The sequence below is a fragment of the Mycobacterium asiaticum genome (assembly GCF_001673635.1).
Classification (GTDB): Bacteria; Actinomycetota; Actinomycetes; order Mycobacteriales; family Mycobacteriaceae; genus Mycobacterium; species Mycobacterium asiaticum_C.
Genome location: NZ_LZMH01000069.1, coordinates 319,366 through 344,282, shown reverse-complemented (window position 1 = coordinate 344,282; position 24,917 = coordinate 319,366). Strand labels below are relative to the sequence as shown.

27 protein-coding genes and 1 tRNA gene are annotated in these 24,917 nt (G+C 67.5%); 14 read left to right on the top strand and 14 right to left on the bottom strand.

The features are described 5' to 3' along the window. Positions 1 to 76: 76 nt before the first annotated feature. The 4 genes from A5645_RS20385 to fadD8 all read right to left on the bottom strand — a co-directional run bounded on the left by A5645_RS20385 (position 77) and on the right by fadD8 (position 3,793). Positions 77 to 979, bottom strand: coding sequence for a 1,4-dihydroxy-2-naphthoyl-CoA synthase (locus A5645_RS20385; RefSeq protein ID WP_065130804.1), 903 nt, complete (start codon positions 977 to 979; stop codon positions 77 to 79). Continuing rightward, the gene (locus A5645_RS20380) at positions 976 to 1,641 is read right to left on the bottom strand and encodes a hypothetical protein (protein ID WP_065130803.1); all 666 of its coding nucleotides are present in this window, start codon (positions 1,639 to 1,641) and stop codon (positions 976 to 978) included. Before A5645_RS20380 ends, A5645_RS20385 begins: the two co-directional genes overlap by 4 nt. Then, positions 1,641 to 2,090, bottom strand: a complete 450-nt coding sequence (locus A5645_RS20375) for a nitroreductase family deazaflavin-dependent oxidoreductase (RefSeq protein WP_065035377.1) — start codon at positions 2,088 to 2,090, stop codon at positions 1,641 to 1,643. Before A5645_RS20375 ends, A5645_RS20380 begins: the two co-directional genes overlap by 1 nt. Positions 2,091 to 2,191: 101 nt before the next feature. Beyond that, positions 2,192 to 3,793, bottom strand: a complete 1,602-nt coding sequence (gene fadD8, locus A5645_RS20370; protein ID WP_065130802.1) for a fatty-acid--CoA ligase FadD8 — start codon at positions 3,791 to 3,793, stop codon at positions 2,192 to 2,194. Positions 3,794 to 3,870: 77 nt separating this feature from the next. Between fadD8 and A5645_RS20365 the strand changes: the two genes are divergently transcribed. The 6 genes from A5645_RS20365 to A5645_RS20340 all read left to right on the top strand — a co-directional run bounded on the left by A5645_RS20365 (position 3,871) and on the right by A5645_RS20340 (position 10,628). Next, on the top strand, positions 3,871 to 5,475 hold the full coding sequence (locus tag A5645_RS20365; protein WP_065130801.1) for an amidohydrolase: 1,605 nt from the start codon (positions 3,871 to 3,873) through the stop codon (positions 5,473 to 5,475). A gap of 50 nt (positions 5,476 to 5,525) precedes the next feature. Then, positions 5,526 to 6,443: an o-succinylbenzoate synthase gene (locus tag A5645_RS20360; protein ID WP_253867087.1), complete on the top strand. Its 918-nt coding sequence runs from the start codon at positions 5,526 to 5,528 to the stop codon at positions 6,441 to 6,443. After that, positions 6,440 to 7,228: an alpha/beta fold hydrolase gene (locus A5645_RS20355; protein WP_065035381.1), complete on the top strand. Its 789-nt coding sequence runs from the start codon at positions 6,440 to 6,442 to the stop codon at positions 7,226 to 7,228. The genes A5645_RS20360 and A5645_RS20355 overlap by 4 nt, the downstream gene beginning before the upstream one ends. Before the next feature lie 34 nt (positions 7,229 to 7,262). Then, positions 7,263 to 8,921, top strand: a complete 1,659-nt coding sequence (menD, locus tag A5645_RS20350; protein WP_065130799.1) for a 2-succinyl-5-enolpyruvyl-6-hydroxy-3-cyclohexene-1-carboxylic-acid synthase — start codon at positions 7,263 to 7,265, stop codon at positions 8,919 to 8,921. After that, positions 8,918 to 9,418 (top strand): DUF3592 domain-containing protein, encoded by a 501-nt coding sequence (locus tag A5645_RS20345; RefSeq protein WP_065035383.1) that lies wholly within the window; start codon positions 8,918 to 8,920, stop codon positions 9,416 to 9,418. Before menD ends, A5645_RS20345 begins: the two co-directional genes overlap by 4 nt. A 67-nt stretch (positions 9,419 to 9,485) precedes the next feature. Then, a complete protein-coding gene (locus A5645_RS20340) occupies positions 9,486 to 10,628 on the top strand; it encodes a glycosyltransferase family 4 protein (protein WP_065130798.1) in 1,143 nt (380 codons plus the stop codon). 3 nt (positions 10,629 to 10,631) lie between these two features. On the opposite strand, the gene A5645_RS20335 is transcribed toward A5645_RS20340, so the two are convergent. Continuing rightward, on the bottom strand, positions 10,632 to 11,456 hold the full coding sequence (locus A5645_RS20335; protein WP_065130797.1) for an SDR family oxidoreductase: 825 nt from the start codon (positions 11,454 to 11,456) through the stop codon (positions 10,632 to 10,634). Between the two features lie 65 nt (positions 11,457 to 11,521). Between A5645_RS20335 and A5645_RS20330 the strand changes: the two genes are divergently transcribed. Continuing rightward, the gene (locus A5645_RS20330) at positions 11,522 to 12,211 is read left to right on the top strand and encodes a demethylmenaquinone methyltransferase (RefSeq protein WP_065130796.1); all 690 of its coding nucleotides are present in this window, start codon (positions 11,522 to 11,524) and stop codon (positions 12,209 to 12,211) included. A 22-nt stretch (positions 12,212 to 12,233) separates the two neighbouring features. Here A5645_RS20330 and A5645_RS20325 read toward each other — a convergent pair whose 3' ends face one another. From A5645_RS20325 to menJ, 3 genes are all read right to left on the bottom strand, one after another. Next, a complete protein-coding gene (locus A5645_RS20325) occupies positions 12,234 to 12,569 on the bottom strand; it encodes a DUF732 domain-containing protein (protein WP_065035387.1) in 336 nt (111 codons plus the stop codon). Positions 12,570 to 12,599: 30 nt separating this feature from the next. Beyond that, complete coding sequence (locus A5645_RS20320) at positions 12,600 to 13,286, bottom strand: class I SAM-dependent methyltransferase (RefSeq protein ID WP_065130795.1); 687 nt, start codon at positions 13,284 to 13,286, stop codon at positions 12,600 to 12,602. Positions 13,287 to 13,401: 115 nt separating this feature from the next. Further along, complete coding sequence (gene menJ, locus A5645_RS20315; protein ID WP_253867085.1) at positions 13,402 to 14,616, bottom strand: menaquinone reductase MenJ; 1,215 nt, start codon at positions 14,614 to 14,616, stop codon at positions 13,402 to 13,404. A gap of 45 nt (positions 14,617 to 14,661) precedes the next feature. Here menJ and grcC1 point away from each other — a divergent pair, with 45 nt between their 5' ends. The 3 genes from grcC1 to A5645_RS20300 all read left to right on the top strand — a co-directional run bounded on the left by grcC1 (position 14,662) and on the right by A5645_RS20300 (position 16,930). Beyond that, entirely contained in the window at positions 14,662 to 15,669 is a 1,008-nt protein-coding gene (gene grcC1, locus A5645_RS20310; protein WP_065035390.1) for a nonaprenyl/(2E,6E)-farnesyl/geranylgeranyl diphosphat synthase, read from the top strand. A gap of 94 nt (positions 15,670 to 15,763) precedes the next feature. Further along, on the top strand, positions 15,764 to 16,627 hold the full coding sequence (htpX, locus tag A5645_RS20305; protein WP_036352352.1) for a zinc metalloprotease HtpX: 864 nt from the start codon (positions 15,764 to 15,766) through the stop codon (positions 16,625 to 16,627). A 60-nt stretch (positions 16,628 to 16,687) separates the two neighbouring features. Beyond that, on the top strand, positions 16,688 to 16,930 hold the full coding sequence (locus tag A5645_RS20300; RefSeq protein WP_065035391.1) for a helix-turn-helix transcriptional regulator: 243 nt from the start codon (positions 16,688 to 16,690) through the stop codon (positions 16,928 to 16,930). A 57-nt stretch (positions 16,931 to 16,987) separates the two neighbouring features. On the opposite strand, the gene A5645_RS20295 is transcribed toward A5645_RS20300, so the two are convergent. From A5645_RS20295 to A5645_RS20285, 3 genes are read right to left on the bottom strand one after another with little or no spacing between them, the layout of a single operon-like run. Continuing rightward, complete coding sequence (locus A5645_RS20295; protein WP_036352369.1) at positions 16,988 to 18,013, bottom strand: NAD(P)H-dependent glycerol-3-phosphate dehydrogenase; 1,026 nt, start codon at positions 18,011 to 18,013, stop codon at positions 16,988 to 16,990. A 21-nt stretch (positions 18,014 to 18,034) separates the two neighbouring features. Then, positions 18,035 to 19,528, bottom strand: a complete 1,494-nt coding sequence (locus A5645_RS20290) for a flavin-containing monooxygenase (protein WP_065130794.1) — start codon at positions 19,526 to 19,528, stop codon at positions 18,035 to 18,037. A gap of 16 nt (positions 19,529 to 19,544) precedes the next feature. After that, a complete protein-coding gene (locus A5645_RS20285) occupies positions 19,545 to 20,036 on the bottom strand; it encodes a YajQ family cyclic di-GMP-binding protein (protein WP_065035393.1) in 492 nt (163 codons plus the stop codon). Between the two features lie 68 nt (positions 20,037 to 20,104). Here A5645_RS20285 and A5645_RS20280 point away from each other — a divergent pair. From A5645_RS20280 to A5645_RS20275, 3 genes are all read left to right on the top strand, one after another. After that, positions 20,105 to 20,188 (top strand) — tRNA-Tyr (locus A5645_RS20280). A gap of 76 nt (positions 20,189 to 20,264) precedes the next feature. Then, positions 20,265 to 20,429, top strand: a complete 165-nt coding sequence (locus A5645_RS27880; protein WP_155768088.1) for a hypothetical protein — start codon at positions 20,265 to 20,267, stop codon at positions 20,427 to 20,429. Positions 20,430 to 20,491: 62 nt separating this feature from the next. Beyond that, entirely contained in the window at positions 20,492 to 21,283 is a 792-nt protein-coding gene (locus A5645_RS20275) for an adenylate/guanylate cyclase domain-containing protein (RefSeq protein ID WP_065130793.1), read from the top strand. A 40-nt stretch (positions 21,284 to 21,323) separates the two neighbouring features. Here the strand turns inward: A5645_RS20275 and A5645_RS20270 are convergent, their stop codons facing one another. Then, positions 21,324 to 21,590 (bottom strand): hypothetical protein, encoded by a 267-nt coding sequence (locus tag A5645_RS20270; RefSeq protein WP_065130792.1) that lies wholly within the window; start codon positions 21,588 to 21,590, stop codon positions 21,324 to 21,326. Between the two features lie 3 nt (positions 21,591 to 21,593). Next, a complete protein-coding gene (locus tag A5645_RS20265; RefSeq protein WP_065130791.1) occupies positions 21,594 to 22,382 on the bottom strand; it encodes an emopamil-binding protein in 789 nt (262 codons plus the stop codon). 118 nt (positions 22,383 to 22,500) lie between these two features. On the opposite strand from A5645_RS20265, the gene A5645_RS20260 reads away from it, so the two are divergent. Further along, a complete protein-coding gene (locus A5645_RS20260; protein WP_172830569.1) occupies positions 22,501 to 23,964 on the top strand; it encodes a phospholipase D-like domain-containing protein in 1,464 nt (487 codons plus the stop codon). A gap of 14 nt (positions 23,965 to 23,978) precedes the next feature. Here the strand turns inward: A5645_RS20260 and A5645_RS20255 are convergent, their stop codons facing one another. After that, on the bottom strand, positions 23,979 to 24,911 hold the full coding sequence (locus A5645_RS20255) for an LLM class F420-dependent oxidoreductase (protein WP_065130790.1): 933 nt from the start codon (positions 24,909 to 24,911) through the stop codon (positions 23,979 to 23,981). Positions 24,912 to 24,917: the final 6 nt, after the last annotated feature.

Sequence of the window (24,917 nt, the reverse complement as noted above, 5' to 3'; positions counted from 1 at the left end):
GCCTGGCGTGTCGAGCGTCACGCCAGGGTGGCGTTGGGCGCTGGCCGCCACGCTGGCGTGGCGCTCGGCGAGCGGCTCAGAAGTAGCGGGGGAAGGGACTCCAGTCCGGGGGCCGCTTCTGCAGGAACGCATCGCGGCCCTCGACGGCCTCGTCGGTCATGTAGGCCAACCGGGTCGCTTCACCGGCGAACAGCTGCTGGCCGACCAGGCCGTCATCGAGCAGGTTGAACGCAAACTTCAGCATGCGCTGCGCCTGAGGCGATTTGGCGTTGATCTCGGCCGCCCACTGCACGCCCACGGTCTCCAGCTCGGCGTGGTCGACCACCTCGTTGACCGCGCCCATGTGGTGCATCTGCTCGGCGGTGTAGGGCCGGCCCAAAAAGAAGATCTCGCGGGCGAACTTCTGGCCCACCTGGCGAGCCAGATAGGCACTGCCGTAGCCGCCGTCGAAGCTGCCCACGTCGGCGTCGGTCTGCTTGAACCGGGCATGCTCGCGGCTGGCCAGGGTCAGGTCGCAGACCACGTGCAGGCTGTGCCCGCCACCGGCGGCCCAGCCGTTGACCAAACAGATCACCACCTTGGGCATGAACCGGATCAGTCGCTGCACCTCGAGGATGTGCAGCCGGCCGGCCCGCGCCGCGTCCACGGTGTCGGCGGTCTCGCCGCTGGCGTACTGGTAACCGCTGCGTCCGCGGATGCGCTGATCGCCACCCGAGCAAAAGGCCCAGCCGCCGTCCTTCGGCGAAGGCCCGTTGCCGGTCAACAGCACCACGCCCACGTCGGGGGACATCCGGGCGTGGTCGAGCGCCCGGTACAGCTCGTCGACGGTGTGCGGCCGGAACGCGTTGCGCACCTCTGGGCGGTCGAACGCCACCCGCACCGTCGCGTCCTGCACATGGCGGTGGTAGGTGATGTCGGTCAGGTCGTCGAACCCGTCGACGAGTCGCCACTGTGTCGCATCGAATGGGTTGTCGCTCAAGGCTCTTGAACTCCGTCCTGGTTGATGGTGAGGTCGCCGCAGCTGATGGTCTGAGCGCTCGTCACCACGGGATCCTGCGCGGACGCGGCGGTCAGCGTGTCCGACCGCCCGGTGGACGCCAGGGTGGCGTTCAGGTCGATCTCAGTCCGTCGCACCGTCCATCGGCCGGCGTCCTGCAGGGCCTGCAACCCGACCAGGCGGCGACCGTCACCGAGATCGCTGCAGCCCACGCCGGTGCCGTTGCCGGCCAGATTTTCCAGATCGAACAGGAAGGGTCTGCGGTAGTGGTTGTCGACTACGGGTTGCAGTCGACAGTCGGTGAACACATGCAGGTGCGCGTTGCGCCCGGTACTGACCACGACCTGGTGATTGCCGTCGTCCTGCGCGTCAATAGCCAACGCCTGCAACGGCATTGGGCTCGCCGTGGAGATCTGCACCTGCGAGTTGGCGCCACTGGCTGTGCTGACGCCGACGAGCCGGCCGGTGGCGACCCACAGCGTGTCCGGCAACTCGTCGCCGTCGAGATCGCCGACCTGTCGTTCGGCCGCCCCGGGTGGTGCCGGGTTGCCGGCGGGTGCACAGCCCGGCGCGGCGACGGCCCGAGGCACGGGCAACGTGAGGAAAGCCACGGCCAACGGTACGACGAACAACGGGCGGAGCATCAAACCGGATCGAACCGGAACACCGCGCAGCGTCCGGCCAGTGCCTCGAACTCCTCGGGCCGACCTTCGCTGATAAGTCCGGCCCGCTTCATGAAGCTCAGCCCGGTCGGTACCTCGTCGGGGAACGCACGCAGCACCGGCTTGGCGTCCTCGGGCGCGAGCTCCACGAGCCGAACGCGTTCGACGGTGCGGCCCCTCTGCAGCGTGACTTCGCTTGCGGCCCTGACGTTTCGGACCCAATCGGCACCGGGGAAGCCGCCCACGACGTAGCGATGTCCCTCGAAGTTCATCGGGGTGATCGGTGTCGAACGGGGCTTGCCGGACTTGCGGCCGGGGACCGTCAGCACCACTGGGCTCTCGCCGCCGAACTTCATGCCCAGCTTCGACATCTGGATGAAGACCTTGTTCGCGGGCTTCAGCCACCACGGGGGTTTGATCCGCTCAGCCATGCCTGCCAGCGTAGCGGGCCACTTTTCTGTGCCGAGCAGACGCGAAAGCACCCCGACACGCCATAAAAAGGGAACCTTAGCGTCTGCTCGCGCAGAGAAAACTAGCCGACCGCGCGGCCGGCGCCCTCCCAGAATTGCGCGCGCACCGCCTTCTTGTCCGGCTTGCCCAGCCCGGTCAACGGCAGCGCGTCGACGACCACCACCCGCTTGGGCGACTGCACCGAACCCTTGCGCTCCTTGACCGCGGCCTGAACCTCGGCGGTCATGGCTTCGATCGCCGCGTCGTCACGGGCCGCGTCGGCACGCAAGACCACCACCGCGGTGACGGCCTCGCCCCACTTGTCGTCCGGCGTGCCCACCACGCAGACCTGCGCGACGGACGGGTGCTCGGCGATCACGTCCTCGACTTCGCGGGGGAACACGTTGAAGCCGCCGGTGACGATCATGTCCTTGACCCGGTCGACGATGAAGTAGAAACCGTCCTCGTCCTCGCGGGCCATGTCGCCGGTGTGCAGCCAGCCGTCTTTAAAGGTCTCGGCCGTCGCCTCCGGCTTGTTCCAGTACCCCGCGGCCAAAAGCGGTCCGCTGACACAGATTTCGCCCGGTTCGCCCTGCGGCACCGGCTTGCCGTCCTCGCCGAGCAGGGCCACCCGCGCGAACAGCGTCGGGCGGCCACAGGAGGTCAGCCGCTTTTCGTCGTGATCGGCCTTGGCCAGGTAGGTGATCACCATCGGCGCCTCGGACTGGCCGTAGTACTGCGCGAAGATCGGGCCGAACCGGCGGATCGCCTCGGCCAACCGCACCGGGTTGATTGCCGAGGCGCCGTAGTACACCGTCTCCAGCGACGACAGGTCCCGGGTGTGCGAATCCGGGTGGTCCATCAGGGCATACAGCATCGACGGCACCAACATGGTCGCCGTAATGCGTTGTTCCTCAATAACTCTCAGCACCTCGCCCGGGTCGAACTTGGCCAGCACCACCATCTCGCCGCCCTTGACAACGGTGGGGGTGAAGAACGCCGCACCCGCGTGGGACAGCGGCGTACACATCAAGAATCGGGGGTGCTCGGGCCACTCCCATTCGGCGAGCTGGATCTGGGTCATGGCGGCGATATTGCCGGTGGTGCCCATCACGCCCTTGGGCTTGCCGGTGGTGCCGCCGGTATAGGCCATGCCGCCGATGTGGTCCGGCGGCAGGTCCGCCACCACCAGCGGCTGCGGGTCGTACTTGGCGGCCTCGGCGGACAGGTCGACAGCCACGCCCGCCAACGCCTCGGGTACCGGCCCGATGGTGAGGATCTGCTTGAGTGAGTCCACCTTCTCCAGCAACCCGAGGGCGCGCTCGACAAACATCGGGTTCGGGTCGATGATCAGCGAGCTGGCGCCGCAGTCCGAGAGCACGTAGGCGTGGTCGTCCAAGGACCCGAGCGGATGCAGGGCGGTGCGCCGGTAGCCCTGCGTCTGGCTGGCGCCCAGGATCATCAGGACTTCGGGCCGGTTGAGCGACAGCAGGCCTACCGTCACACCGGTGCCCGCGCCGAGCGCCTCGAAGGCTTGGACATACTGGCTGATCCGCTCGGCCAGCTGACCGCCGGTCAGCGTGGTGTCGCCAAGGAACAGCACCGGCCTGTTCTTGTGGCGCTTGAGCGCGCCCGCAAGCAGGTGGCCGTTATGGGTCGGATTGCGCAACAGATCGTCACTCATAAGGTCAGACTAGAACGTGTTGCAATTCCGCTCCGCCGCACCCTTGCGCGGCGCACTTATCAGTAGGGTTACTGCCCATGGTCGCCGCAGATGTCGTCATTACCGGAACCGTCCTCACCGTCGATGAAAACCGGCCGACCGCCGAGGCGATCGCGATCGCCAACGGGCGAATCGTCGCCGTTGGCGACCGCTCCGACGTCGAAGCCCACGTAGGCGAAAACACCCGCCGCATCGATATCGGCGACGGCTGTGTCATGCCGGGTTTCGTTGAGGCGCATGGCCATCCGCTGATGGAAGCGGTGGCGCTGTCGGATCGGATCGTCGACATCCGCCCGGTCACCATCCGCGACCCCGGCCAGGTCGTCGACACCATCAAGCGCGAGGTCGCCAGACGCGGAGCCGACGGTGCCTACCTCAACGGCTGGGACGCCCTGCTGCAGCCGGGGCTGCCGGACCCCACGCTGAGCTGGCTGGACGGCGTCGCACCGGACGGCCCGTTGGTGATCATCCACAACTCCGGGCACAAGGCCTACTTCAACTCCCGCGCGGCACAGGCCAACGGCCTGACCCGCGACACCCCGGACCCCAAAGGCGCCAAGTACGGCCGCGACGCCGACGGCGAACTCGACGGCACCGCCGAGGAGATCGGCGCCGTGTTCCCGCTGCTGGGCGGCGCCATCTCGGCCGGCAGCTACCCGGACATGCTGCGCGCCGAGTGCGCCCGGCTCAACCGGGCCGGCCTCACCACCTGCTCGGAGATGGCCTTCGACCCGAAGTTCAAGCCGCTGGTCGAGCAGCTGCACAACGACCTGACGGTGCGGCTGCGCACCTATGAGGTGTCCAACGCGCAGATGTCCACCGAAGCCACGCCGGGCGACGGCGACGACATGCTGCGGCAGGTCGGCATCAAGATCTGGGTGGACGGCTCGCCGTGGATCGGCAACATCGCGCTGTCCTTTCCCTACCTGGACACCCCGGCCACCCGCAGCGCGGGCATCGAGCCCGGGTCCTGCGGTTGCGCCAACTACACCAAGGAGCAGCTGACCGAGATCGTCGGCGCCTACCTGCCGCTGGGCTGGCAGATGGCGTGTCACGTGCAGGGCGACGCCGGGGTGGACACCATCCTGGACGTCTACGAGGAGGCGCTACGCCAACACCCGCGCGACGACCATCGATTGAGACTCGAACACGTCGGCGCCATCCGGCCCGAGCAGCTGCAGCGGGCCGCCGATCTCGGCGTCACCTGCAGCATTTTCGTCGACCAGATCCACTATTGGGGCGACGTCATCGTCGACGGCCTGTTCGGGCCCGAACGCGGCAGCCGCTGGATGCCGGCCGGGTCCGCCGTGGCCACCGGCATGCGCATCTCGCTGCACAATGATCCGCCGGTGACGCCCGAGGAGCCGCTGCGCAACATCAGCGTCGCCGCGACCCGGGTGGCCCCGAGCGGACGGGTGCTCGCGCCGCAGGAGCGGCTCACCGTCGAGCAGGCGATCAGGGCGCAGACCATCGACGCCGCCTGGCAGCTGTTCGCCGACGACGTGATCGGCTCGCTGGAGGTCGGCAAGTACGCCGACCTGGTGATCCTCTCGGCCGACCCGCGCACGGTCCCGCCCGAGCAGATCGCCGACCTGGACATCAGAGCGACCTACCTGGCCGGCCGGCAGGTCTATCCGCAGTGACCCCAACGCTGTCCGACCTGCTGGACCGCCTGCACGTGGTGGCGCTGCCGATGCGGGTCCGATTCCGCGGCATCACCACTCGCGAACTGGCGCTCATCGAGGGCCCGGCCGGCTGGGGCGAGTTCGGGGCGTTCGTGGAGTACGAGCCGCCCGAAGCCGCGCACTGGCTTGCCTCGGCGATCGAGGCGGCCTACCGACAGCCGCCGCCGGCGCGCCGGGACCGCATCCCGATCAACGCGACGGTGCCGGCGGTCAGCGCCGCCGAGGTACCCGATGTCCTGGCGCGTTTCCCCGGCGCCCGCACCGCCAAGGTCAAGGTCGCCGAGCCGGGCCAGAGCCTGGCGCAGGACGTGGAGCGGGTCAACGCGACGCGGGCGCTGATCCCGACCGTGCGGGTGGACGCCAACGGTGGCTGGGATGTCGAAAGCGCCGCCGCGGCCGCCGCCGCCCTGACGGCCGACGGCCCGCTGGAATACCTCGAACAGCCCTGCGCCACCGTCGCCGAACTCGCCGAACTGCGGCGCCGCGTCGATGTGCCGATCGCCGCCGACGAAAGCATCCGCAAGGCCGATGACCCGCTGGCCGTGGTCCGCGCCGGCGCGGCCGATGTTGCTGTCCTGAAAGTGGCTCCGCTGGGCGGGATTTCGAAGATGCTCGAAATCGCCGGGCAGATCGACATTCCGATCGTGGTCTCCAGCGCGCTGGATTCGGCGGTCGGGATCGGCCGCGGTCTGCTCGCCGCCGCCGCCCTGCCCGAGCTACGGCACGCCTGCGGGCTGGGCACCGGAGGGTTGTTCGTCGACGACGTCGCCGCCCCCGCCGTGCCCGTCGACGGGTTCCTCGGCGTCGAACGGGTGGCACCCGAACGGGGGCGGTTGGCGGCCCTGGCGGCGCCGGGGGACCGGCGGCAGTGGTGGATTGACCGAGTCAAGGCCTGCTACCCGTTGCTTGTACCGTCGTTCGGGTGATCAACCTGGCTTACGACGACAAGGGGACCGGTGAGCCGGTTGTCTTCATTTCCGGGCGTGGTGGCGCCGGACGCACGTGGCACCTGCATCAGGTGCCGGCGTTGCTGGCAGCCGGATATCGCTGCGTCACGTTCGACAATCGCGGCATCGGCGCCACCGAGAACGCCGAGGGTTTCACTGCCCAAACCATGGTGGCCGACACCGCGGCGCTGATCGAATCCCTGGATCTGGGGCCGGTGCGGCTGGTGGGGGTGTCGATGGGTTCGTTCATCGCCCAGGAACTGATGGTGGTCCGGTCCGAACTGGTCAGCTCCGCGGTGCTGATGGCCACCCGCGGCCGGTTGGACCGGACCCGGCAGTTCTTCCACCAGGCCGAGGCCGACCTGGACGCGGCCGGAGCTGGGCTGCCGCCCACCTATGAGGCGAAAACCCGTCTGCTGGAAAGCTTTTCCCGCAAGACCCTCAACGACGACGCCGCCGTCGCGGACTGGATCGCGATGTTCAGCATGTGGCCGACCAAACTCACGCCGGGTTTCCGCACCCAACTGGACGTCGCGCCGCTGACCAACCGGCTGCCGGTCTATCGCGCCGTCGCCGCACCCGTGCTGGTGATCGGCTTCTCCGACGACGTGATCACGCCGCCCTACCTGGGCCGCGAGGTCGCCGACGCGCTGCCCAACGGCCGCTACCTGCAGATCCCTGACACCGGTCATCTGGGCTTCCTGGAACGTCCGGAGGCGGTGAATGCGGCGATGATCAAGTTCTTCGCCGGCGTGAAGGCCTGAGCCGCCGCGGCGCAGGTTGTGACACTCTGTAGTAGTGAACCCCTCGACGACCCAGGCCCGCGTCGTCGTCGACGAATTGATCCGCGGTGGGGTGCGCGACGTGGTGCTGTGCCCCGGGTCGCGGAACGCGCCGCTGGCGTTCGCCCTGCACGACGCCGATCGGGCCGGCCGGTTGCGGTTGCACGTGCGCATCGACGAGCGCACCGCCGGCTACCTGGCCATCGGGTTGGCCATCGGGGGCTCAAACGGTCCCGCGCCGGTGTGTATCGCGATGACATCGGGCACCGCCGTCGCCAACCTCGGACCCGCCGTCGTCGAGGCCAACTACGCCCGGGTGCCGCTGATCGTGCTGTCCGCCAACCGGCCCTACGAAATGCTGGGCACCGGAGCCAACCAGACCATGGAGCAGCTGGGCTACTTCGGGTCGCAGGTGCGCGCCACCATCAGCCTGGGCCTCGCCGAAGACGCCCCCGACCGAATTCCCGCCCTGAACGCCACCTGGCGCTCGGCCACCAGCCGAGTATTGGTGGCGGCCTTGGGTTCTCGCACCGCGAACGCCGGGCCGGTGCACTTCGACATCCCGCTGCGGGAACCCCTGGTGCCCGACCCGGAACACCTGAACGCGCCCACCCCGCCCGGACGCCCGGACGGCAAGCCGTGGACCTACACGCCGCCGGTCACCTTCGATCAACCGCTCGACATCGACCTCACGCCCGACACCGTCGTCATTGCCGGGCACGGCGCGGGCAGCTACCCCAATCTGGCGGAATTGCCGACCGTCGCCGAGCCGACGGCGCCGCCGGCTGCCAACCCGCTGCATCCCCTCGCCCTGCCGCTGTTGCGGCCCCAGCAGGTGATCATGCTCGGCCGGCCGACCCTGCACCGCCCGGTATCGGCGCTGTTGGCCGATCCCAGCGTGCCGGTGTATGCGCTGACGACGGGCCCGCGCTGGCCGGACGTGTCGGGCAACTCCCAGGCCAACGGCACCCGGGCGGTCACCTCGGGAGTGCCCAACCCCGCCTGGCTGCGTCGCTGTGCCGAGCTGCACCAGCAGGCCGTCACCGCGGTGCGCACCCAGCTGGCCGAGCACCCGCTGACCACCGGCCTGCACGTCGCCGCCGCCGTGGCCGACGCGCTGCGGCCCGGTGACCAACTGGTGCTGGGCGCGTCGAACCCGGTGCGGGACGCCGCGCTGGTCGCGCTGGACGCGCGCGGCATCCGGGTGCGATCCAACCGCGGCGTGGCCGGCATCGACGGGACCGTGTCCACCGCGATCGGCGCGGCGCTGGCGCACGAACGCGTCGGCGAGCAGGACGACCCGCCCCGTACCGTCGCGCTGATCGGTGACCTGACCTTCGTGCACGACAGTTCCGGGCTGCTGATCGGGCCCACCGAGCCCACACCTCGCCGCCTGACAATCGTGGTGTCCAACGACAACGGCGGCGGTATCTTCGAACTGCTCGAGCAGGGCGATCCGCGCTTCAGCGACGTCTCGTCCCGGATCTTCGGCACCCCGCACGACGTCGACGTGGGCGCGCTGTGCCGCGCCTACCACGTGGAGAGTCGGCAGATCGAGGTCCAGGAGCTGGCAACCGCCCTCGACGAACCCGGCGAGGGCTTGCGGGTGCTGGAGGTCAAAGCGGACCGGTCGTCGCTGCGACGATTGCATGCGGCGATCAGGGCGGCCCTTTGAAGTCGCTGAAACGGTTGGTGCGCATACTGATTCATGGCACCACCGAGGACAGGCCGGACACCAGGGCCAGGATTGTGGTGCGCTGGGCGCGCATCACCGTGCTGATCGTCACCTTCCTGGTGACCCTGCAATCGGTGCTGCTGGTGGCCGGCGCGTGGCGCAACGATCTGGCGATCCAACGCAACATGGGGGTGGCCCAAGCCGAGGTGCTCAGCGCCGGGCCGCGACGCTCCACCATCGAGTTCGTCACGCCCGAGCGGGTCACCTACCGGCCCGAGCTGGGGGTGCTCTACCCGTCCGAGCTGGCCACCGGCATGCGGATCTACGTCGAGTACAACAAGAGGGACCCCAACCTGGTCCGGGTGCAGCACCGCAACGCCGGGCTGGCGATCATCCCGGCGGGGTCGATCGCGGTGGTCGGCTGGTTGGCGGCCGCCATCGCCTTGACGCTGCTCGCGGTACTGGACAAGCGGCTGCACAAACGCACCGGTTCGTAGCCCCGGCTTCCGCGACGCGTATCCCGTCGGCAACCTTTCCGACAGGCGGCGCTGCCACCGTGGTGTTGTGCGCGTTGCGATCGTCGCCGAATCGTTCCTTCCACAGGTCAACGGTGTCAGCAACTCGGTGGTCCGGGTTCTCGAACATCTGCGCAGCACCGGGCACCAGGCGATCGTCATCGCGCCGGACAACCCGGCCGGCGAGCCGCGCGCCGACCGGCTGCACGACGGTGTCTGGGTGCATCGGGCGCCGTCGCGGATGTTCCCCAAGGTGACCACGCTGCCGTTGGGCGTGCCCACCCCGAAGATGTTGCGGGTGCTGCGCGGGTTCGATCCGGACGTCGTGCATCTGGCCTCACCGGCGCTGCTCGGCTACGGCGGGATGCTCGCCGCGCGCCGGCTGGGTGTGCCGACGGTGGCGGTCTATCAGACCGATGTGCCGGGTTTCGCCGCAAGCTACGGCATCCCGATGACCACCCGGGCCGCGTGGGCGTGGTTCCGGCACCTGCACAGTCTCGCCGACCGTACCCTGGCGCCCTCCACCCCTACCATGGAAGTCCTTGCCGCGCAGCGGTTTCCACGGGTACACCGGTGGGCCAGGGGAGTGGACTTGATCCGCTTCGCCCCCTCGGCGCGCGACGAGGCGCTGCGCCGTCGATGGTCCCCGCACGGCAAGCCGATCGTCGGTTTCGTCGGCCGCCTCGCCCCGGAAAAGCACGTCGAGCGGCTTTCCGGTGTGGCAGCCGACGACTCGGTGCAGGTCGTCGTGGTTGGCGACGGCATCGACCGCGTCAAGCTGCAATCGGCAATGCCCGCAGCGGTTTTCACCGGGGCTTTGTACGGCAGCGAGCTGGCCGCGGCCTACGCCAGCATGGACGTCTTCGTGCACCCGGGGGAGCACGAGACGTTCTGTCAGGTCGTGCAGGAAGCGCTGGCGTCGGGGTTGCCGGTTATCGCCCCCGACGCCGGCGGCCCGCGCGACCTGGTCACCCCGTACCGCACCGGGCTGTTGTTGCCGGTGGAGCGGTTCGAGGCACAACTGCCCAATGCCGTCGCGCACCTGCTGCAGCGACGGCGGCGCTACGCGCCGGCGGCACGGCGCAGCGTGCTCGGCCGCAGCTGGCCGGTCATCTGCGACGAGCTACTCGGCCACTACGAAGCGGTGCTGGCCGCTCCGGGGCGGCCGAGCCTCACCCGGCGCTACGCCTGAGCCCTAGCCCTGCGCCAGTTCGGCGACGGGCTGCCATTCCTCCCAGGTGCGCAGCCGGTTCTCGTAGTCCTCCTTGGCGATCTGCAGCGGACCGGCACCGAAAAACACTCGCAGCGGCGGGTTTTCGGCGTCGACCACCTTCAGCACCGCCGCGGCCGAGGCGGACGGATCGCCGGGCTTGGCCCAGCGCCGCTTGCGCCACTCGTCCTGCGCGGCGTGCACGTCGGCGTAGTCGGGCAGTCGGGTGGCGCGCTTGGACGACGAACCGCTCCAGTCGGTGTCGAACCCGCCGGGTTCGATCAGCGTGACGTGCACACCGAACGGCGCGACCTCCTGGGCCAACGCCTGGGAGAACCCCTCCAGCGCCCACTTGGATGCGTGGTAGATGCCGACGTCGGGAAACGCGCTGATGCCACCGATCGAGGAGACCTGGATGATGTGCCCGCTGCCCTGTGCCCGCAGATAGGGCAACGCGGCCTGAGTGATCCACAGCGCGCCGAAGACGTTCGTTTCGATCTGGTCGCGAGCCTCCTGCTCGGTCAGCTCCTCGATGAACCCGAACTGCCCGTATCCGGCGTTGTTGACCACGATGTCCAGGCGCCCGAAGTGGTCATGTGCCCGCTTGACGGCAGCGAAATCCGCCTCGCGGTCGGTGACGTCCAACTGGATCGGCAACACCGCGTCACCGTATTGGCTGACGAGGTCGTCCAGCGTCGCGGTGTTTCGTGCGGTAGCGGCCACCTTGTCGCCGCGTTTCAGGGCAGCGGCGGCCCATTCCCGGCCGAAGCCGCGCGATGTACCAGTGATAAACCAAACTTTTTCGCTCACGCGAACATGTAACGCAGTGACCGGCGGTGCATTCCCGCGCGCGCCGGGCCGGTAGCGTCTGAGGCGTGAGCCGCGCGGACCTCGACAAAGATCCCCGCGACGTCGCGTCGATGTTCGACGGCGTCGCACGCCGCTATGACCTCACCAACACCGTGCTTTCGCTGGGCCAGGACCGGTTCTGGCGTCGGGCCACCCGCGCGGCGCTGGGTATCGGGCCCGGCCACAAGGTGCTCGATCTCGCCGCGGGTACCGCCGTCTCGACGGTTGAATTGGCCAAGTCGGGCGCGTGGTGTGTGGCGGCCGACTTCTCGGTCGGCATGCTGGCGGCCGGCAGCGCACGCGCGGTGCCCAAGGTAGCCGGCGACGCGACCAAGCTGCCGTTCGCCGACGAGGTATTCGATGCGGTGACAATCAGTTTCGGCCTGCGCAATGTGGCCGACTATCCCGCCGGGCTGCGCGAGATGGCCCGCGTCACCAAGCCCGGCGGCCGGCTGGTGGTGTGCGAATTCTCCACTCCGACAAGCAAAATGTTCGCCACGGCGTACAAGGAATATCTGATGCAGGCGTTGCCGCGGGTGGCGCGTGCGGTATCGAGCAACCCCGACGCCTACGTCTACCTCGCCGAGTCGATCAGGGCGTGGCCCGACCAGGCGGCGCTGGCGCACGAGATCTCACGCGCCGGGTGGTCGGCGGTGCGGTGGCGCAATCTGACCGGTGGCATCGTGGCGCTGCACGCCGCGTACAAGCCGGCCTAGTAGGCCGGCTGAGTCAGGGGGCCTAAGTTCCGGCGCGCTGCAGAACGCCGACCTGCTCGGGGCAGTAGTGGTCGATGCCGGCGCCGAGGAACTGCAGCGACTGCCCCTGAGTGGTGCCCCGGGGCAGGTTGCGCTGCAGGAATGTCGCCGCCTGGTGGGCATCGTGGTCGACACCCCGCTCCAGACGCTGACAACTGATCTTGGCCAGCCAGGCGTTGTAGTCCTGCGGGCCGTAGATGCCGAACCCGTTCAGCGTTTTGTTGAAGACCTGGTCGTAGTCATCGGCCTGCGCGGGTGCCGCAAACCCGATCGCGGCAACCGCCAGCCCAGCGAAAACAGCCAGCCGTGTGCGCTTCATTAGACGGACTATACACCTGGCTTGTGCACGCTATCGTCCCAGATGTGCCGTGAGCAGCCACGCTGCGACCGATTTGCGGCCGTCCGGTTCGTCGTGGGCGATGAAGCGCTCGCTCGTCGAGTTCGGCGGGATATGCGCGTAGATGCGGGCCGGCCGGATCTCGTCGATCACCCAGTGCTTGGCGACGGCCTCGCGCAGTTCTTCCTCGGTGACCGCAAACGGCGGGGGGTCGGGTATCGCGGCCTTGTCGAAGACCAGCACGAAGTAGCTGGCACCCGGTGCGGCCGCCTGCACGATCGCCCGCTGGTAACCCTCGCGCAGCTCGACGGGCATCGAATGGAACAGCGTGCTGTCCACGATGGTGCCGAACCGGCCGGCCGACCCCGGTGGGTAAGCGCTGAAATCGGTGATGTCGGCCACGGCGAACGTGGCGGTCGTGACCCCCTGCTTCTCGGCCTCGGTCTGGGCCAGCTTGATCGCGGTGGGCGAGGAGTCCAAGCCCACGGTGCTGTGGCCCCGCTTGGCCAAAGCCAACGAGATGGCACCCTCGCCGCAGCCGGCGTCGAGCACGTCGCCACTGAACTTGCCCTGCTCGATCAGCGCGGCCAGCTCCGGCTGCGGCTCGCCCAGGCTCCACGGAGGCCGCGCGCCCTCGCCGATGCGGCTGGATTCGCCGCGGTAGACGGACTCGAACTCGAATTCTGTCGGCGTAGTCATACCGATAGGTATATCAACCGTCCTGATATATGTCAACCAGCTTGATATCGGCGAGCAGACGCAAAAGCCCCCCACGCGCCGTGCGCGAAGGGGCTTTTGCGTCTGCTCGCCCTACCTAACTGAACGGTGGCCGGCGGTCGATCAACCGCGATGCGCGCCCGCCGCTGCGCCACGCCCTGGCCACCAGATCGGTGTCTTCGTCGGTGACCAGGTTGGCCATCACCCGCACCGCGATGCGCATCAGCGTCGTCGAGCGCATCGCGATCGGTCCGGTCGCGGGCAGGAACCGCTGGAAGGTCAGCAGCAGCGCCAGCCGGCGGGCCACTGAGAATCCACGCGCGTAGTGGTCGGTCAGCAAGGCGGGCCACAGCTGCGACAGGTCGGGCGAGTCCAGCACCTGTGCGGCCAGCCGGCCGGTCTCCAGCCCGTAGTCGATGCCCTCGCCGTTGAGCGGATTCACGCAGGCCGCGGCGTCGCCGATCAGCACCCAGTTAGGCCCGGCCACCCCGGAAACCGCGCCTCCCATCGGCAGCAACGCCGAGGCCACCGCCCGCGGGCCGCCTTCGAAACCCCACTCGTCGCGGCGCAGATCGGTGTAGTAGGAGATCAGCGGCCGCAGCGAGAGGTCGGCCGGTCGCTTGGTGGTCGACAGTGCGCCGACGCCGATGTTCACCTCGCCATTGCCCAGCGGGAAGATCCAGCCGTAACCGGGCAGCACGGCGCCGTCCGGCGACCGCAGTTCCAGGTGCGACGTCAGCCACGGGTCGTCGGCGCGGGCGGTGGCCAGGTAGCCGCGGGCCGCAACGCCGTACACCGTGTCCTGGTGCCAGCGCCGGCCGAGTTTGCGGCCCAGCGAGGACCGAGCCCCGTCGGCCACAATCAGGTGGCCGCAGGACACCTCGGTGCGGTCGGCCAGTGTCAGTGACGTCACGCGGCGTGACGAGTCATGGTGCGCACCAACAACTTTAGTACCCAATAGCATCCGCGCCCCGGACTCCTCGGCGACCTTGCGGATCCGGTCGTCGAGCTCCGTCCGCGCCACCGCGCTGCTGTGGGCAGGGAACGAGGGACCCGGCCAGGCAACCTCGACCTCCCCGCCGAAGCCACTCATCCGTAGCCCACGGTGCTGAATGCGACCGGCCAGCCACTCACCCAACCCCAGCAGCTCCATCTCGGCGATCGCGCGCGGCGTCAGCCCGTCGCCGCAGGCCTTGTCCCGCGGGAAGCTGGCCGAGTCGATGACCAACACATCCCGGCCCCCTCGCGCGGTCCAGGCGGCCGCCGCCGACCCGGCGGGTCCGGCGCCCACGACGACCACGTCGGCGTGCAGGGCTCTGGCGGCTTGGTTCTCCACGCCCACCAGTATGTTGGTCGAATGGGAACTCCGGCGACGGTGGTGGCGGGCGTGGACTTCGGTGACGCCGATTTCGCCGCGACCGTGCGCGACGGCGTGGGCCGGGTCGAGCAGCTCATGGATGCCGAATTGCGTGGCTCCGACGAGGTGATGACCGAGTCGCTGCTGCACCTGTTCCAGGCCGGCGGCAAGCGTTTCCGCCCCCTGTTCACCGTCCTCAGCGCGCACACCGGACCGGACCCGGACAACCCCGAGGTGACGCTGGCGGGCGCGGTGGTCGAGCTCATCCACCTCGCGACGCTGTACCACGACGACGTCATGGACGAGGCTGAAGTGCGTCGCGGCGCGCCCAGCGCCAACGCGCGGTGGGGGAACAACGTGGCCATTCTGGCCGGCGACTACCTGCTGGCGACGGCGTCACGGCTGGTCTCCCGGCTGGGGCCCGAAGCGGTGCGGATTGTCGCCGACACCTTCGCCGAGCTGGTGACCGGTCAGATGCGGGAAACCCGGGGGACCCCCGAGGGTGCGGATCGCATCGAGCAATACCTGCGGGTGGTCCATGAGAAGACCGGCAGCCTGATCGGGGCCGCGGGCCGGTTCGGCGGAATGTTCTCCCGCGCCGACGACGAGCAGATCGAACGATTGAGCCGGCTCGGCGCCATTGTCGGTACCGCGTTCCAGATCGCCGACGACATCATCGACATCGACAGCGAGTCCGACGAATCCGGGAAACTGCCGGGCACCGATCTGCGGGAAGGCGTCCGCACCCTGCCGATGCTCTACGCGCTGGAAGAAACCGCGCCCGAGGGTGCGCGGCTGCGTGAGCTGCTGGCCGGCCCCATTCACGACGACGCCGAGGTGGGGGAGGCGTTGGGTCTGTTGCGGTCGTCGTCCGGGATGGCCAAGGCCAAGGAAACCCTCGCGCAATACGCCGACCAGGCACATCACGAGCTGGAGTTGTTGCCCGACGGCCCCGGCCGGGCCGCGCTGCGGGCCCTGGTCGACTACACGGTCAGCCGGCACGGCTAGGACGAATTCCCGCCGTCCGGAACCTTGACTGTCCGCTCGAGCGTTGATCGGCTGAAGTCAAGACAAGCTGAAGTGTTCGTAGGAGGACACAAAAATGACCTGGCATCCGCATGCCAACAGGCTGAAGACCTTCGTGCTGTTGGTCGGTATGTCCGCGTTGATCGTGTTCGTCGGCGCCCTGTTCGGGAAGACGGCGCTCATCCTGGCGACACTGTTCGCCGTCGGTCTAAACGTCTACACCTACTTCAACAGCGACAAGCTGGCCTTGCGCGCCATGCACGCCCAGCCCGTGTCGGAATTACAGGCACCGGTGATGTACAAGATCGTGCGCGAGCTCGCCACCGCAGCCCATCAGCCCATGCCCCGGCTGTTCATCAGTGACACCAGCGCCCCGAATGCGTTCGCGACCGGTCGCAACCCGCGCAACGCCGCGGTGTGCTGCACCACCGGCATTCTGCAGATCCTCAACGAGCGCGAGCTGCGTGCGGTGCTGGGCCACGAGCTGTCCCACGTCTACAACCGCGACATCCTGATCTCCTGCGTCGCCGGTGCACTCGCGTCGGTGGTCACCGCGCTGGCCAACATGGCGATGTTCTTCGGCGCGTTCGGCGGCAACCGCGAAGGTGGCGCCAATCCTTTTGCGCTGCTGCTTGTTTCGCTACTGGGTCCGATCGCCGCGACGGTGGTCCGGCTGGCGGTGTCGCGCTCGCGGGAGTATCAGGCCGATGAATCCGGGGCGATGCTGACCGGTGACCCGCTTGCGCTGGCGTCGGCGTTGCGCAAGATCTCGGGCGGGGTGCAGATGGCTCCGTTGCCGCCCGAGCCGCAACTGGCCAGCCAGGCACACCTGATGATCGCCAACCCGTTCCGCGCCGGAGAGCGCATCGGGTCGCTGTTTTCCACGCATCCGCCCATCGAGGACCGCATCCGACGCCTGGAGGCGATGGCGCGCGGCTAGATTGGGTATATCTGCCGGTATCAACAACGAGCAGGACAACCCCAATAGGCTGTGATTGCAATGCCCCAGGGCAAATCGATGGAAGTTCATGAAGCCGGTGTCTCACTGAATGTCGCCGAGCTGATCTTTGAGACCCGGGCCGGCGCGGAATTGAGCCAGGAGCAACTTGCCACCGCACTCGGTGTGAGCAAGGCCGATGTCGACGCGTGGGAGACGGGGGCCGAGTCGCCGCGCGTCGACATGCTGGACCGGTTGGCGCAGCTGTGCGGCAAGCGGCTGCACATCGCCATCGAGGCCGACTAGGGCGCCTCGGTCCGCATTGGCGCACAAGCGAATACGGGTATCGAACCGCTTGGCGGCCTAGAAACCGGACCCGTGGACTTCGTGGCCCGGGGTCTCGGCGGCCAGACCGCGGTAAGCCTGCTCGACCGAGGACCCGTGGTTGATCACCGCATCGACCTCGCGCGCGATCGGCATGTTCAGGCCGAACTCGTTGGCGAACTCCATGATTACGCTGGCCGCCTTGACACCCTCGGCGACCTGGTTCATCGATGCGATGATCTCCTCGATTGGTTTGCCGGCACCGAGTTGCTCACCCACGTGCCGGTTGCGGCTGCGCTGGCTGGTGCACGTGACGATCAGATCACCAAGGCCGGCCAGGCCGGGGAAGGTCTGGGCGTCACCGCCCATGGCCACTCCGAGTTTGGTCATCTCCCGCAACGACCGCGCGATCACCAGCGCGCGGGTGTTCTCACCAATGCCCAGCGAATAGCCCATGCCGACCGCGATCGCGAAGACGTTCTTCAATGCGCCCGCCATCTCGACGCCGACCACGTCATCGGTGGTGTAGACGCGGAACAGGCGGGTTCGGAACAGCGTGGACAGCCGGGTGGCCAGATGCTGGTCGGGCATCGCCAGCACCGCGGCGGCGGCGTAGCCCTCGGCCACCTCGCGGGCGATGTTCGGCCCGGCCAGGATGCCGGCCGGGTGCCCGGGCAGGATCTCCTCGATGATCTGCGACATCCGCATGTTGGTGCCCTGTTCGAGCCCCTTCACCAGCGAGACCACCGGCACCCACGGGCGCAGTTCCTTGCCCAGTTCGGTGAGCACGCCGCGGAACCCGTGCGACGGAACCCCCATCACGATGACGTCGGCGCAATTGGCTGCCTCAGCGAAGTCCGTAGTGGCGCGCAGGTTTTCGCACAGCTCCACCGCGTCGCCCAAGTAGCGGCTGTTGCGGTGGTTCTCGTTGATGTCCTTGGCCGTTTCCTCTGAGCGCACCCACTGCAACGTCGGTCCCCGGCGCGCACAGATGGACGCCACGGTGGTGCCCCAGGATCCGCCACCAAGGACGACGACTTTGGGTTCGCGCTTCTCGGCTGCCATGGGGTTAGCGTAAACCCAGAACTAACTCACCAAAGCCGCTCGGTCGACCGCGCGTCCGAACACCATCGCCTCATCGATCCGGTCGAATCGGAAGTCGATCGCGTCGGCGAAATAGTTCTGGCGGACATTCCACGGCCGCCTGGTTCCCGACTTCGGCAGCGCGTGCAGCGCCCGGCGCACATAGCCGGCCTGAATGTCCCAGGCGGGCTTCTCGTCCATCGGCTCGTCGCCCAGGTGCGGGCTCGCGTGGGTGTAACCGTGCGCGGACATGTACTCGATCAATTTTGCGGTCGCCCGGGCCGTCATGTCGGCACGCAAGGTCCACGACGCGTTCGTGTAGCCCACACACCAGAACAGGTTGGGCACGTCTTCGAGCATGTGCGCCTTGTAGACGAAGCGGTCGGTGGGGTTGATCTCGACCCCGTCGATGCTGATTAGGGTGCCGCCGAGGGCCTGCAGCTGCAGGCCGGTCGCGGTGACGATGATGTCGGCGTCCAGGTGCTTGCCGGATTTGAGCGCGATTCCGGTGGCGTCGAAATGGTCGATGTGGTCGGTCACCACCTCCGCGCGGCCCTCGGCGATCGAGGTGTACAGGTCCGCGTCGGGGATCAGGCACAGCCGCTGGTCCCACGGGTTGTAGCGAGGCTTGAAGTGCACATCGACCGCATAATCCTCGGGCAGGTTCTGGACGGCCTTGCGTCGCAGCAGCCACTTGACGAACACGGGCGTCTTGCGCGACAGGAACCACAGCACCCCTTCCATCAGGGCGTTGTAGAACCGGATGGCCAGGTGAGATGGCCTGCGGGGCAATATCTTCCGGCTGAACCAAGCGAACTTGCTGTATTTCGAGGCCGCGATCATGTAGGTCGGCGAGCGCTGCAGCATGGTCACCTTGCCGGCGCGTTCGGACATTGACGGAATCAGCGTCACCGCGGTGGCCCCGCTGCCGATCACCACCACGTTCTTGCCGGTGTAGTCCAAGTCTTCGGGCCAGTGCTGGGGATGCACGACGGTGCCGCCGAACTGTTCGATGCCGGGGAAGTCGGGGGTGTAGCCCTCGTCGTAGTTGTAGTAGCCGCTGCCGAAGAACAGGAACCGGGTGAGGTATTGCTTGACGGCCCCGTCCTGCTCGCAGGTCACGGTCCAGGTGTCGGTGCTGGAGTCCCAGTTCGCGCTGCGCACATAGCTGTTGAACCGGATGTGTTGGTCGATGCCGTGCTTGCGAGCGGTGTCGGACAGGTACTGGCGGATGTGGTCGCCGTCGGCGACGCCTTCCTCGCGCGTCCACGGCTCGAACGGAAAGCTCAGCGTGAAGATGCTGCTATCCGACCGCACGCCCGGGTAGCGGAACAGGTCCCAGGTGCCGCCGATCCGGTCCCGGCGCTCCAGGATGGTGTAGCGCAGCCACGGGTTGCGCTGGGAGATGCGGTAGGCCGCGCCGATCCCGGAAATACCGGCGCCGACGATCAGGACGTCGAAGCGGTCGGTGTCGACTTGCTGGTCGGTCACGGTCATCGGAACCTCGCTTCAATTAGCGGTAGTTGACGAACTGCAGGGCGACGTCCAGGTCGGCCTGCTTGAGCAGGCCCTGAACGGCCTGCAGGTCGTCGCGCTTCTTGCTGGTGACCCGGACCTCGTCCCCCTGGATCTGGGTCTTGACGGATTTCGGGCCCTCGTCGCGGATGAGCTTGGTGATCTTCTTCGCGTTTTCGCTGCTGATTCCCTGTTTGAGGGTGCCGGTCACCTTGTAGGTCTTGCCGGAGGCCTGCGGCTCACCGGCCTCGAAGGCCTTCATCGAGATGTCGCGACGGATCAGCTTCTCCTTGAAGACGTCGACGGCCGCCTTCACCCGCTCCTCGGTGGACGAGGTCAGCTCGATGTTCTCCTCGCCCTTCCAGGCGATCTTGGTGTCGGTCCCGCGGAAGTCGAAACGGGTGGAAAGCTCCTTCGCGGCCTGGTTGAGCGCGTTGTCGACCTCCTGCCGGTCGACCTTGCTGACGATGTCGAACGATGAGTCCGCCATGCGATAGCCCTTCCTCGTCGTGCTAGCCGTTTGTGAACTGTCTACCCGTTCGTTGTAACCTGCTAGGCGGCAGGTTGCCCGAGCGGCCAATGGGAGCGGACTGTAAATCCGTCGCGAAAGCTTCACAGGTTCGAATCCTGTACCTGCCACCACAGGCGCTGGCGGCCGCATGCGGCTTGCCGGAGCCGTCGTCAGGGAAGTCCATGCAGGTCGGCGCTACCCTGAGTTATGGGTAACCGACGGGTCTGGACGGTGACTTGCTTCTTCTGTGAGCGCAACGTGCCGTTATGGCAGGCACGACGGACGGTGCAGGGCAACGCATACGGCCCCTGCTGCGCCGAGCTCGGGCGCAAGGAACACAAGCCTTACCGGCTGTTCGCGCGCTGGCGCTAGAGCGCATCCGTTGAGGCGGATGCCCCATGCGTTCGCCCGTGCCTGAATAAGACGATGACTGCATGGTTGCCTCCCACATCGAGTCCCCGGTCGTGTCCCACGAACTGTGGGACAAGGTGCTGACGGACGGGCACGCCCCGCTGGTCCGGGCACGCCACGTCTTCCGGTATCTGCCCTCGGCGCCGCGCTGCAAGCTGTGCAACAACCCGTTCGGCGGGCCGGTCGGGCGCGTCATCGCCCTGGCCGGATTCACTCCCTCCCGCAAGAACCCGAACCTGTGCAGCCGTTGCTGCGACGCGCTGCCGCCCGGTGGCGCCGAGGTGGATGTCGCAGTTCTGTTCGCCGACGTCCGCGGGTCCACGACGCTGGGCAAGCACTGCGACGCCACCGACTTCGCCGCCCTGCTGAACCGCTTCTACGCGGCCGCGACGCAGACCCTGCTGCGCCACGACGCGGTGATCGACAAGCTGATCGGCGACGAGGTCATGGCGTTCTTCGTCCGCGGCATCAGCGGTCCCAACTATCGGCGCCGGGCGGTGCTGGCCGGTCGCGACCTGCTCGACGCCGTCGGTTACGGAGGCGGGCGGGAGCCGTGGATAGAAGTGGGAGTGGCGGTCAACGCCGGTGTCGCTTACGTGGGCAACGTCGGCCACGGGGTGGTCGACTTCACCGCCCTGGGCGACCCGGTCAACGTTGCGGCGCGGATGCAGCAGCACGCCGCCGGCGGGGAACTGCTCGTGGCGGCCGGAGTCGCCGATGAACTCACGGAACAAGCGCCACGGCGATCACTGAATCTGCGCGGCCACCAGGATCCGATCCCCGCCTTCGCCTTCAGTCAACGTCATCGAGGGTGAACCCATACCGGTCGAGGGCTACCGCTGGCGGTGAAGTCCCTCATTCACCGCGCCGATGGAAGCGGATGGCACGCACCAGCAGCACGATCCCCAGCACCGCGAGGCCGCCAAAGACGAAGGTAAGCACCATGTTTACAGCTTCACCTTCGAAGCACGTCCCGCCCCGGCTACCGCTACCGCAGCTGTAGGAACGGTTTACTTCGTCGCGTGCCAACCACTTGTAGCCGAAAAACCCGGCTATCACCAGGAAGGCGGCGATCCCCAGTGTCGCGAGGATCGCGTTCAGCCACAGGCCGGCTTTCGTCATGGCTCAGGCGAGGGCCGCGGCCGTTGGCCCCGCCCGACGGGTCAGATAATCGATCTGGAGATGAATTGAGTACAGGACCAGCGGCGGCAGCACGATGAACGGAATGTTCTCGGCGATGAACTTGAACCCCAGGCCGAAGGCGCCCTGCCCGATATGGCTGAATCCAGCGCCCACTTCGGCCAGAAAGTACACGGCGGTGCTGCTCATCAGCACAGCGCATCCAGCAAACGCGATCCACAGGCTGTGGATACGTGATTCGACGGGCAAGTCGCGACGGATCAACCGCGTCCACATGATGAATACGGTCACGCCCGTGCAGACGCCCACGACTTCGAGCGCAAAGATCCACGGGTTGCCACTGACGTAGCGGGTGTCGGCCAGCCCGTACTGCCACCACAGCCACTTCCAGCCCGGGTCGGTCGTGGGCGCCCAGAGACCGAGCGGATGGCCGATCAAGAAGACAAGCTCATAGCCGATCTGGCTGCCTGCCGTGTACGGCAAATAGAAGAGGGTCAATTCGGTTGCCTTGTCGAGGCGAGACCGCTTCTCTCCCGGCGCATTCCACAAAATGACGAAGGGCAACAGCAGCACGGGTATGCCGAAGATGACGTTCGCAATGACGTCTGCCGTGAACGTCGGCGCGATCAGGCCGGTGCCGACGCCGACGGTCATCAAGAGGAACACGGCGAAGGTGAAAATTGCTGTGGCGGTATAGATCTTGAGTCGGTGCGGGGCCCAGGGCTGGGCGAAATCATGTTCTGTGTCGTCGAGCGTCGTGACGTCATCGCGCACGAGGGTCCTCCGTCGCAAGTTCAAGTATCAACTACTTGTGATGAGGGGAAGCATATACGGCGTGCCGTCGCGCGACCACGTTCCGCAGGGCAGAAATATGGGTAGATACAGCGAAAGTATGAGCGTGCCTGACGATCGACTCCTGGTTCCCGGCCAAACCTGCTGGCGCGTGGCGCCCGCCGGGCAGTTCGCGGCGGTGATCGATGCGGCCGACTATTTCCGGCACGTCAAGGCCGCGATGCTGCGCGCCCAGCACCGGATCATGCTGATCGGTTGGGATTTGGACCTCAGGATGGCTTTCGAGCGGGGCGCCAGGACCCTGCCCGGCCCCAATCAGCTGGGCACCTTCCTGTACTGGATGCTGCGCAAGCGCCCGGATCTGCAGATCTACCTGCTGAAGTCCAATCTGCGCCTGTTGCCGGTGTTCGACGACGTGTGGTTCGGACTTACCCCGGTGTCAGTGGTGAACCAGATCAGCAACAAGCGACTGCACTTCGCCGTCGACGGCAACCACCCGACCGGATCGGTCCATCACCAAAAGATCGCGGTCATCGACGATGCGGTGGGGTTCTGCGGCGGAATCGACCTCACCATCGGGCGCTGGGACACCCCGGCGCATCAGCACGGCAGCCGCCGCCGGCGCGCCCTGGGGCGTAGCTACGGGCCACGCCACGAGGTGAGCGCGGCCGTAGACGGTGCTGCCGCAGCGGCTCTCGCCGAGCAGGCCACACAGCGGTGGCAGAACGCGACCGGCCAATCGTTGGCACCGGTGCAGGCCAGGCACGCCGCGTGGCCCAGCAGGCTGGGGCCGATCCTGCGCGGCGTCGACATCGGCATCGCTCGGACAATCCCAGAATCGGACGATCGCGGCGAGGTCCGCGAGGTAGAGGCGCTGAACCTGAGGGCGATCGCCGCGGCGCGGCGCACCATCTATCTCGAGAATCAATACCTGGCGGCGCGACGCATCGTCGAGGCGCTCGCCGATCGACTGAGGCAACACGACGGGCCGGAAATCGTCATCGTCCTGCCGCGAAGAGGCAACAACCCGCTCGAACGCGGGGCGATGGACAGTGCGCGCCACCTGCTTCTGCAATTGCTGTGGGAAGCGGACACGCACGGGCGATTGGGTGTCTATTGGCCGGTGACCGACGGCGGAACACCGATCTACGTTCACTCGAAGGTGCTGGCGATCGACGATCGCCTGCTGCGTATCGGATCATCCAACATCAACAACCGCTCGTTGGGCTTTGACAGCGAATGCGACCTGGCCATCGAGGCGCATTCCGGGGATGCCGTCTACGACGAGGTCCGGCGCCAAATCGTCTGCGTGCGGGACCGATTGATCGCCGAGCACTTGGGCGTGTCCGTCACCGAATTCGAGCGGGTGGCGGGCCAATCCGGTTCTGTCCTGAAAGCCGTTGAGGCACTTCGTGGTCGGGGAAAGACCTTGCGGCCACTCACCGAGGACACCGTGTCCGGCGAGGCGGGTCCGCTGGCCGAGAACGACCTGATGGACCCGGACCACGTGCCGCGGTCATTGACCCGCACCTTACAGCGATTCATAACGGGCCTCCGGGGCTGAATCGACCGCCCGGGTCAGCGCAGCTGCGGGATCACCTTTTCGGCGAACAGCTCGAGGTGCGCCAGGTCGGACATATCGAGCATCTGCGCATAGACGCGCTGCGTCCCCAACTCCGCCCAGGGCCCGAGTTTGTCGACGATCTCGGCGGGCGTGCCGACCAGCGGGCTGTTGGAGCGCATTTCATCAACCTCCCGGCCGATCACCGAAGCACGCCGGCCCACTTCGGCGTCGTCTCGCCCGGCGCACAACACAAAGGCGCAGGAGTAGACGATCGAGTCGGGTGCCCTGCCCGCGGCCTCCACCGCGTCGGCCACCCGCTGAAACTGCTTCTGGGCGATATCCATCGAGACGAAAGCCACGTTGAACTCGGCGGCGTAGGCGGCGGCCAGTTCCGGTGTGCGCTTGGCGCCCGTGCCACCGATCACGATCGGCGGATGGGGGGTTTGCACCGGCTTGGGCAGGGCCGGTGACCCGGCGATCGTGTAATGCGCACCGGAATAGTCGAACGTCTCGCCCGGCGGCGTCGTCCACAGTCCCGAGATGACGGCCAGCTGCTCGCTGAGCCGGTCGAACCGTTCCCGCACCGGCGGGAAAGGGATCCCGTAGGCCTGATGCTCGGCGTCGAACCATCCGCTGCCCAAGCCGAATTCGACTCGGCCGCCGCTCATTTCGTCCACCTGTGCCACCGCGATGGCGAGCGGGCCGGGGTAGCGGAACGTCGCCGAAGTAACCAGCGTGCCCAGGCGTATCTGGGACGTCTCGCGCGCGATCGCTCCCAAGGTGACCCACGAATCGGTCGGACCGGGCAGGCCGTCACCGCTCATCGCCAGATAGTGATCGGAGCGGAAGAACGCGTCATAACCGAGCCGTTCGGCGATTTGGGCGACGGCAAGCTGGTCGGTGTACGAGGCGCCTTGCTGCGGTTCGACAAATACCCGAAACTCCATGGTTCC

Coding starts and splice junctions, on each gene's coding strand:
- A5645_RS20375 (WP_065035377.1), bottom strand. CDS start 2,090: ATGGCTGAGCGGATCAAACCCCCGTGGTGGCTGAAGCCCGCGAACAAG.
- A5645_RS20325 (WP_065035387.1), bottom strand. CDS start 12,569: ATGAAGCGCACACGGCTGGCTGTTTTCGCTGGGCTGGCGGTTGCCGCG.
- A5645_RS20275 (WP_065130793.1), top strand. CDS start 20,492: ATGGTTGCCTCCCACATCGAGTCCCCGGTCGTGTCCCACGAACTGTGG.
- A5645_RS20270 (WP_065130792.1), bottom strand. CDS start 21,590: ATGACGAAAGCCGGCCTGTGGCTGAACGCGATCCTCGCGACACTGGGG.
- htpX (WP_036352352.1), top strand. CDS start 15,764: ATGACCTGGCATCCGCATGCCAACAGGCTGAAGACCTTCGTGCTGTTG.
- A5645_RS20290 (WP_065130794.1), bottom strand. CDS start 19,528: ATGACCGTGACCGACCAGCAAGTCGACACCGACCGCTTCGACGTCCTG.
- fadD8 (WP_065130802.1), bottom strand. CDS start 3,793: ATGAGTGACGATCTGTTGCGCAATCCGACCCATAACGGCCACCTGCTT.
- A5645_RS20260 (WP_172830569.1), top strand. CDS start 22,501: ATGAGCGTGCCTGACGATCGACTCCTGGTTCCCGGCCAAACCTGCTGG.
- A5645_RS20365 (WP_065130801.1), top strand. CDS start 3,871: ATGGTCGCCGCAGATGTCGTCATTACCGGAACCGTCCTCACCGTCGAT.
- A5645_RS20380 (WP_065130803.1), bottom strand. CDS start 1,641: ATGCTCCGCCCGTTGTTCGTCGTACCGTTGGCCGTGGCTTTCCTCACG.
- A5645_RS20285 (WP_065035393.1), bottom strand. CDS start 20,036: ATGGCGGACTCATCGTTCGACATCGTCAGCAAGGTCGACCGGCAGGAG.
- A5645_RS20320 (WP_065130795.1), bottom strand. CDS start 13,286: ATGACTACGCCGACAGAATTCGAGTTCGAGTCCGTCTACCGCGGCGAA.
- A5645_RS27880 (WP_155768088.1), top strand. CDS start 20,265: ATGGGTAACCGACGGGTCTGGACGGTGACTTGCTTCTTCTGTGAGCGC.
- A5645_RS20255 (WP_065130790.1), bottom strand. CDS start 24,911: ATGGAGTTTCGGGTATTTGTCGAACCGCAGCAAGGCGCCTCGTACACC.
- grcC1 (WP_065035390.1), top strand. CDS start 14,662: ATGGGAACTCCGGCGACGGTGGTGGCGGGCGTGGACTTCGGTGACGCC.
- A5645_RS20300 (WP_065035391.1), top strand. CDS start 16,688: ATGCCCCAGGGCAAATCGATGGAAGTTCATGAAGCCGGTGTCTCACTG.
- A5645_RS20295 (WP_036352369.1), bottom strand. CDS start 18,013: ATGGCAGCCGAGAAGCGCGAACCCAAAGTCGTCGTCCTTGGTGGCGGA.
- A5645_RS20360 (WP_253867087.1), top strand. CDS start 5,526: ATGCGGGTCCGATTCCGCGGCATCACCACTCGCGAACTGGCGCTCATC.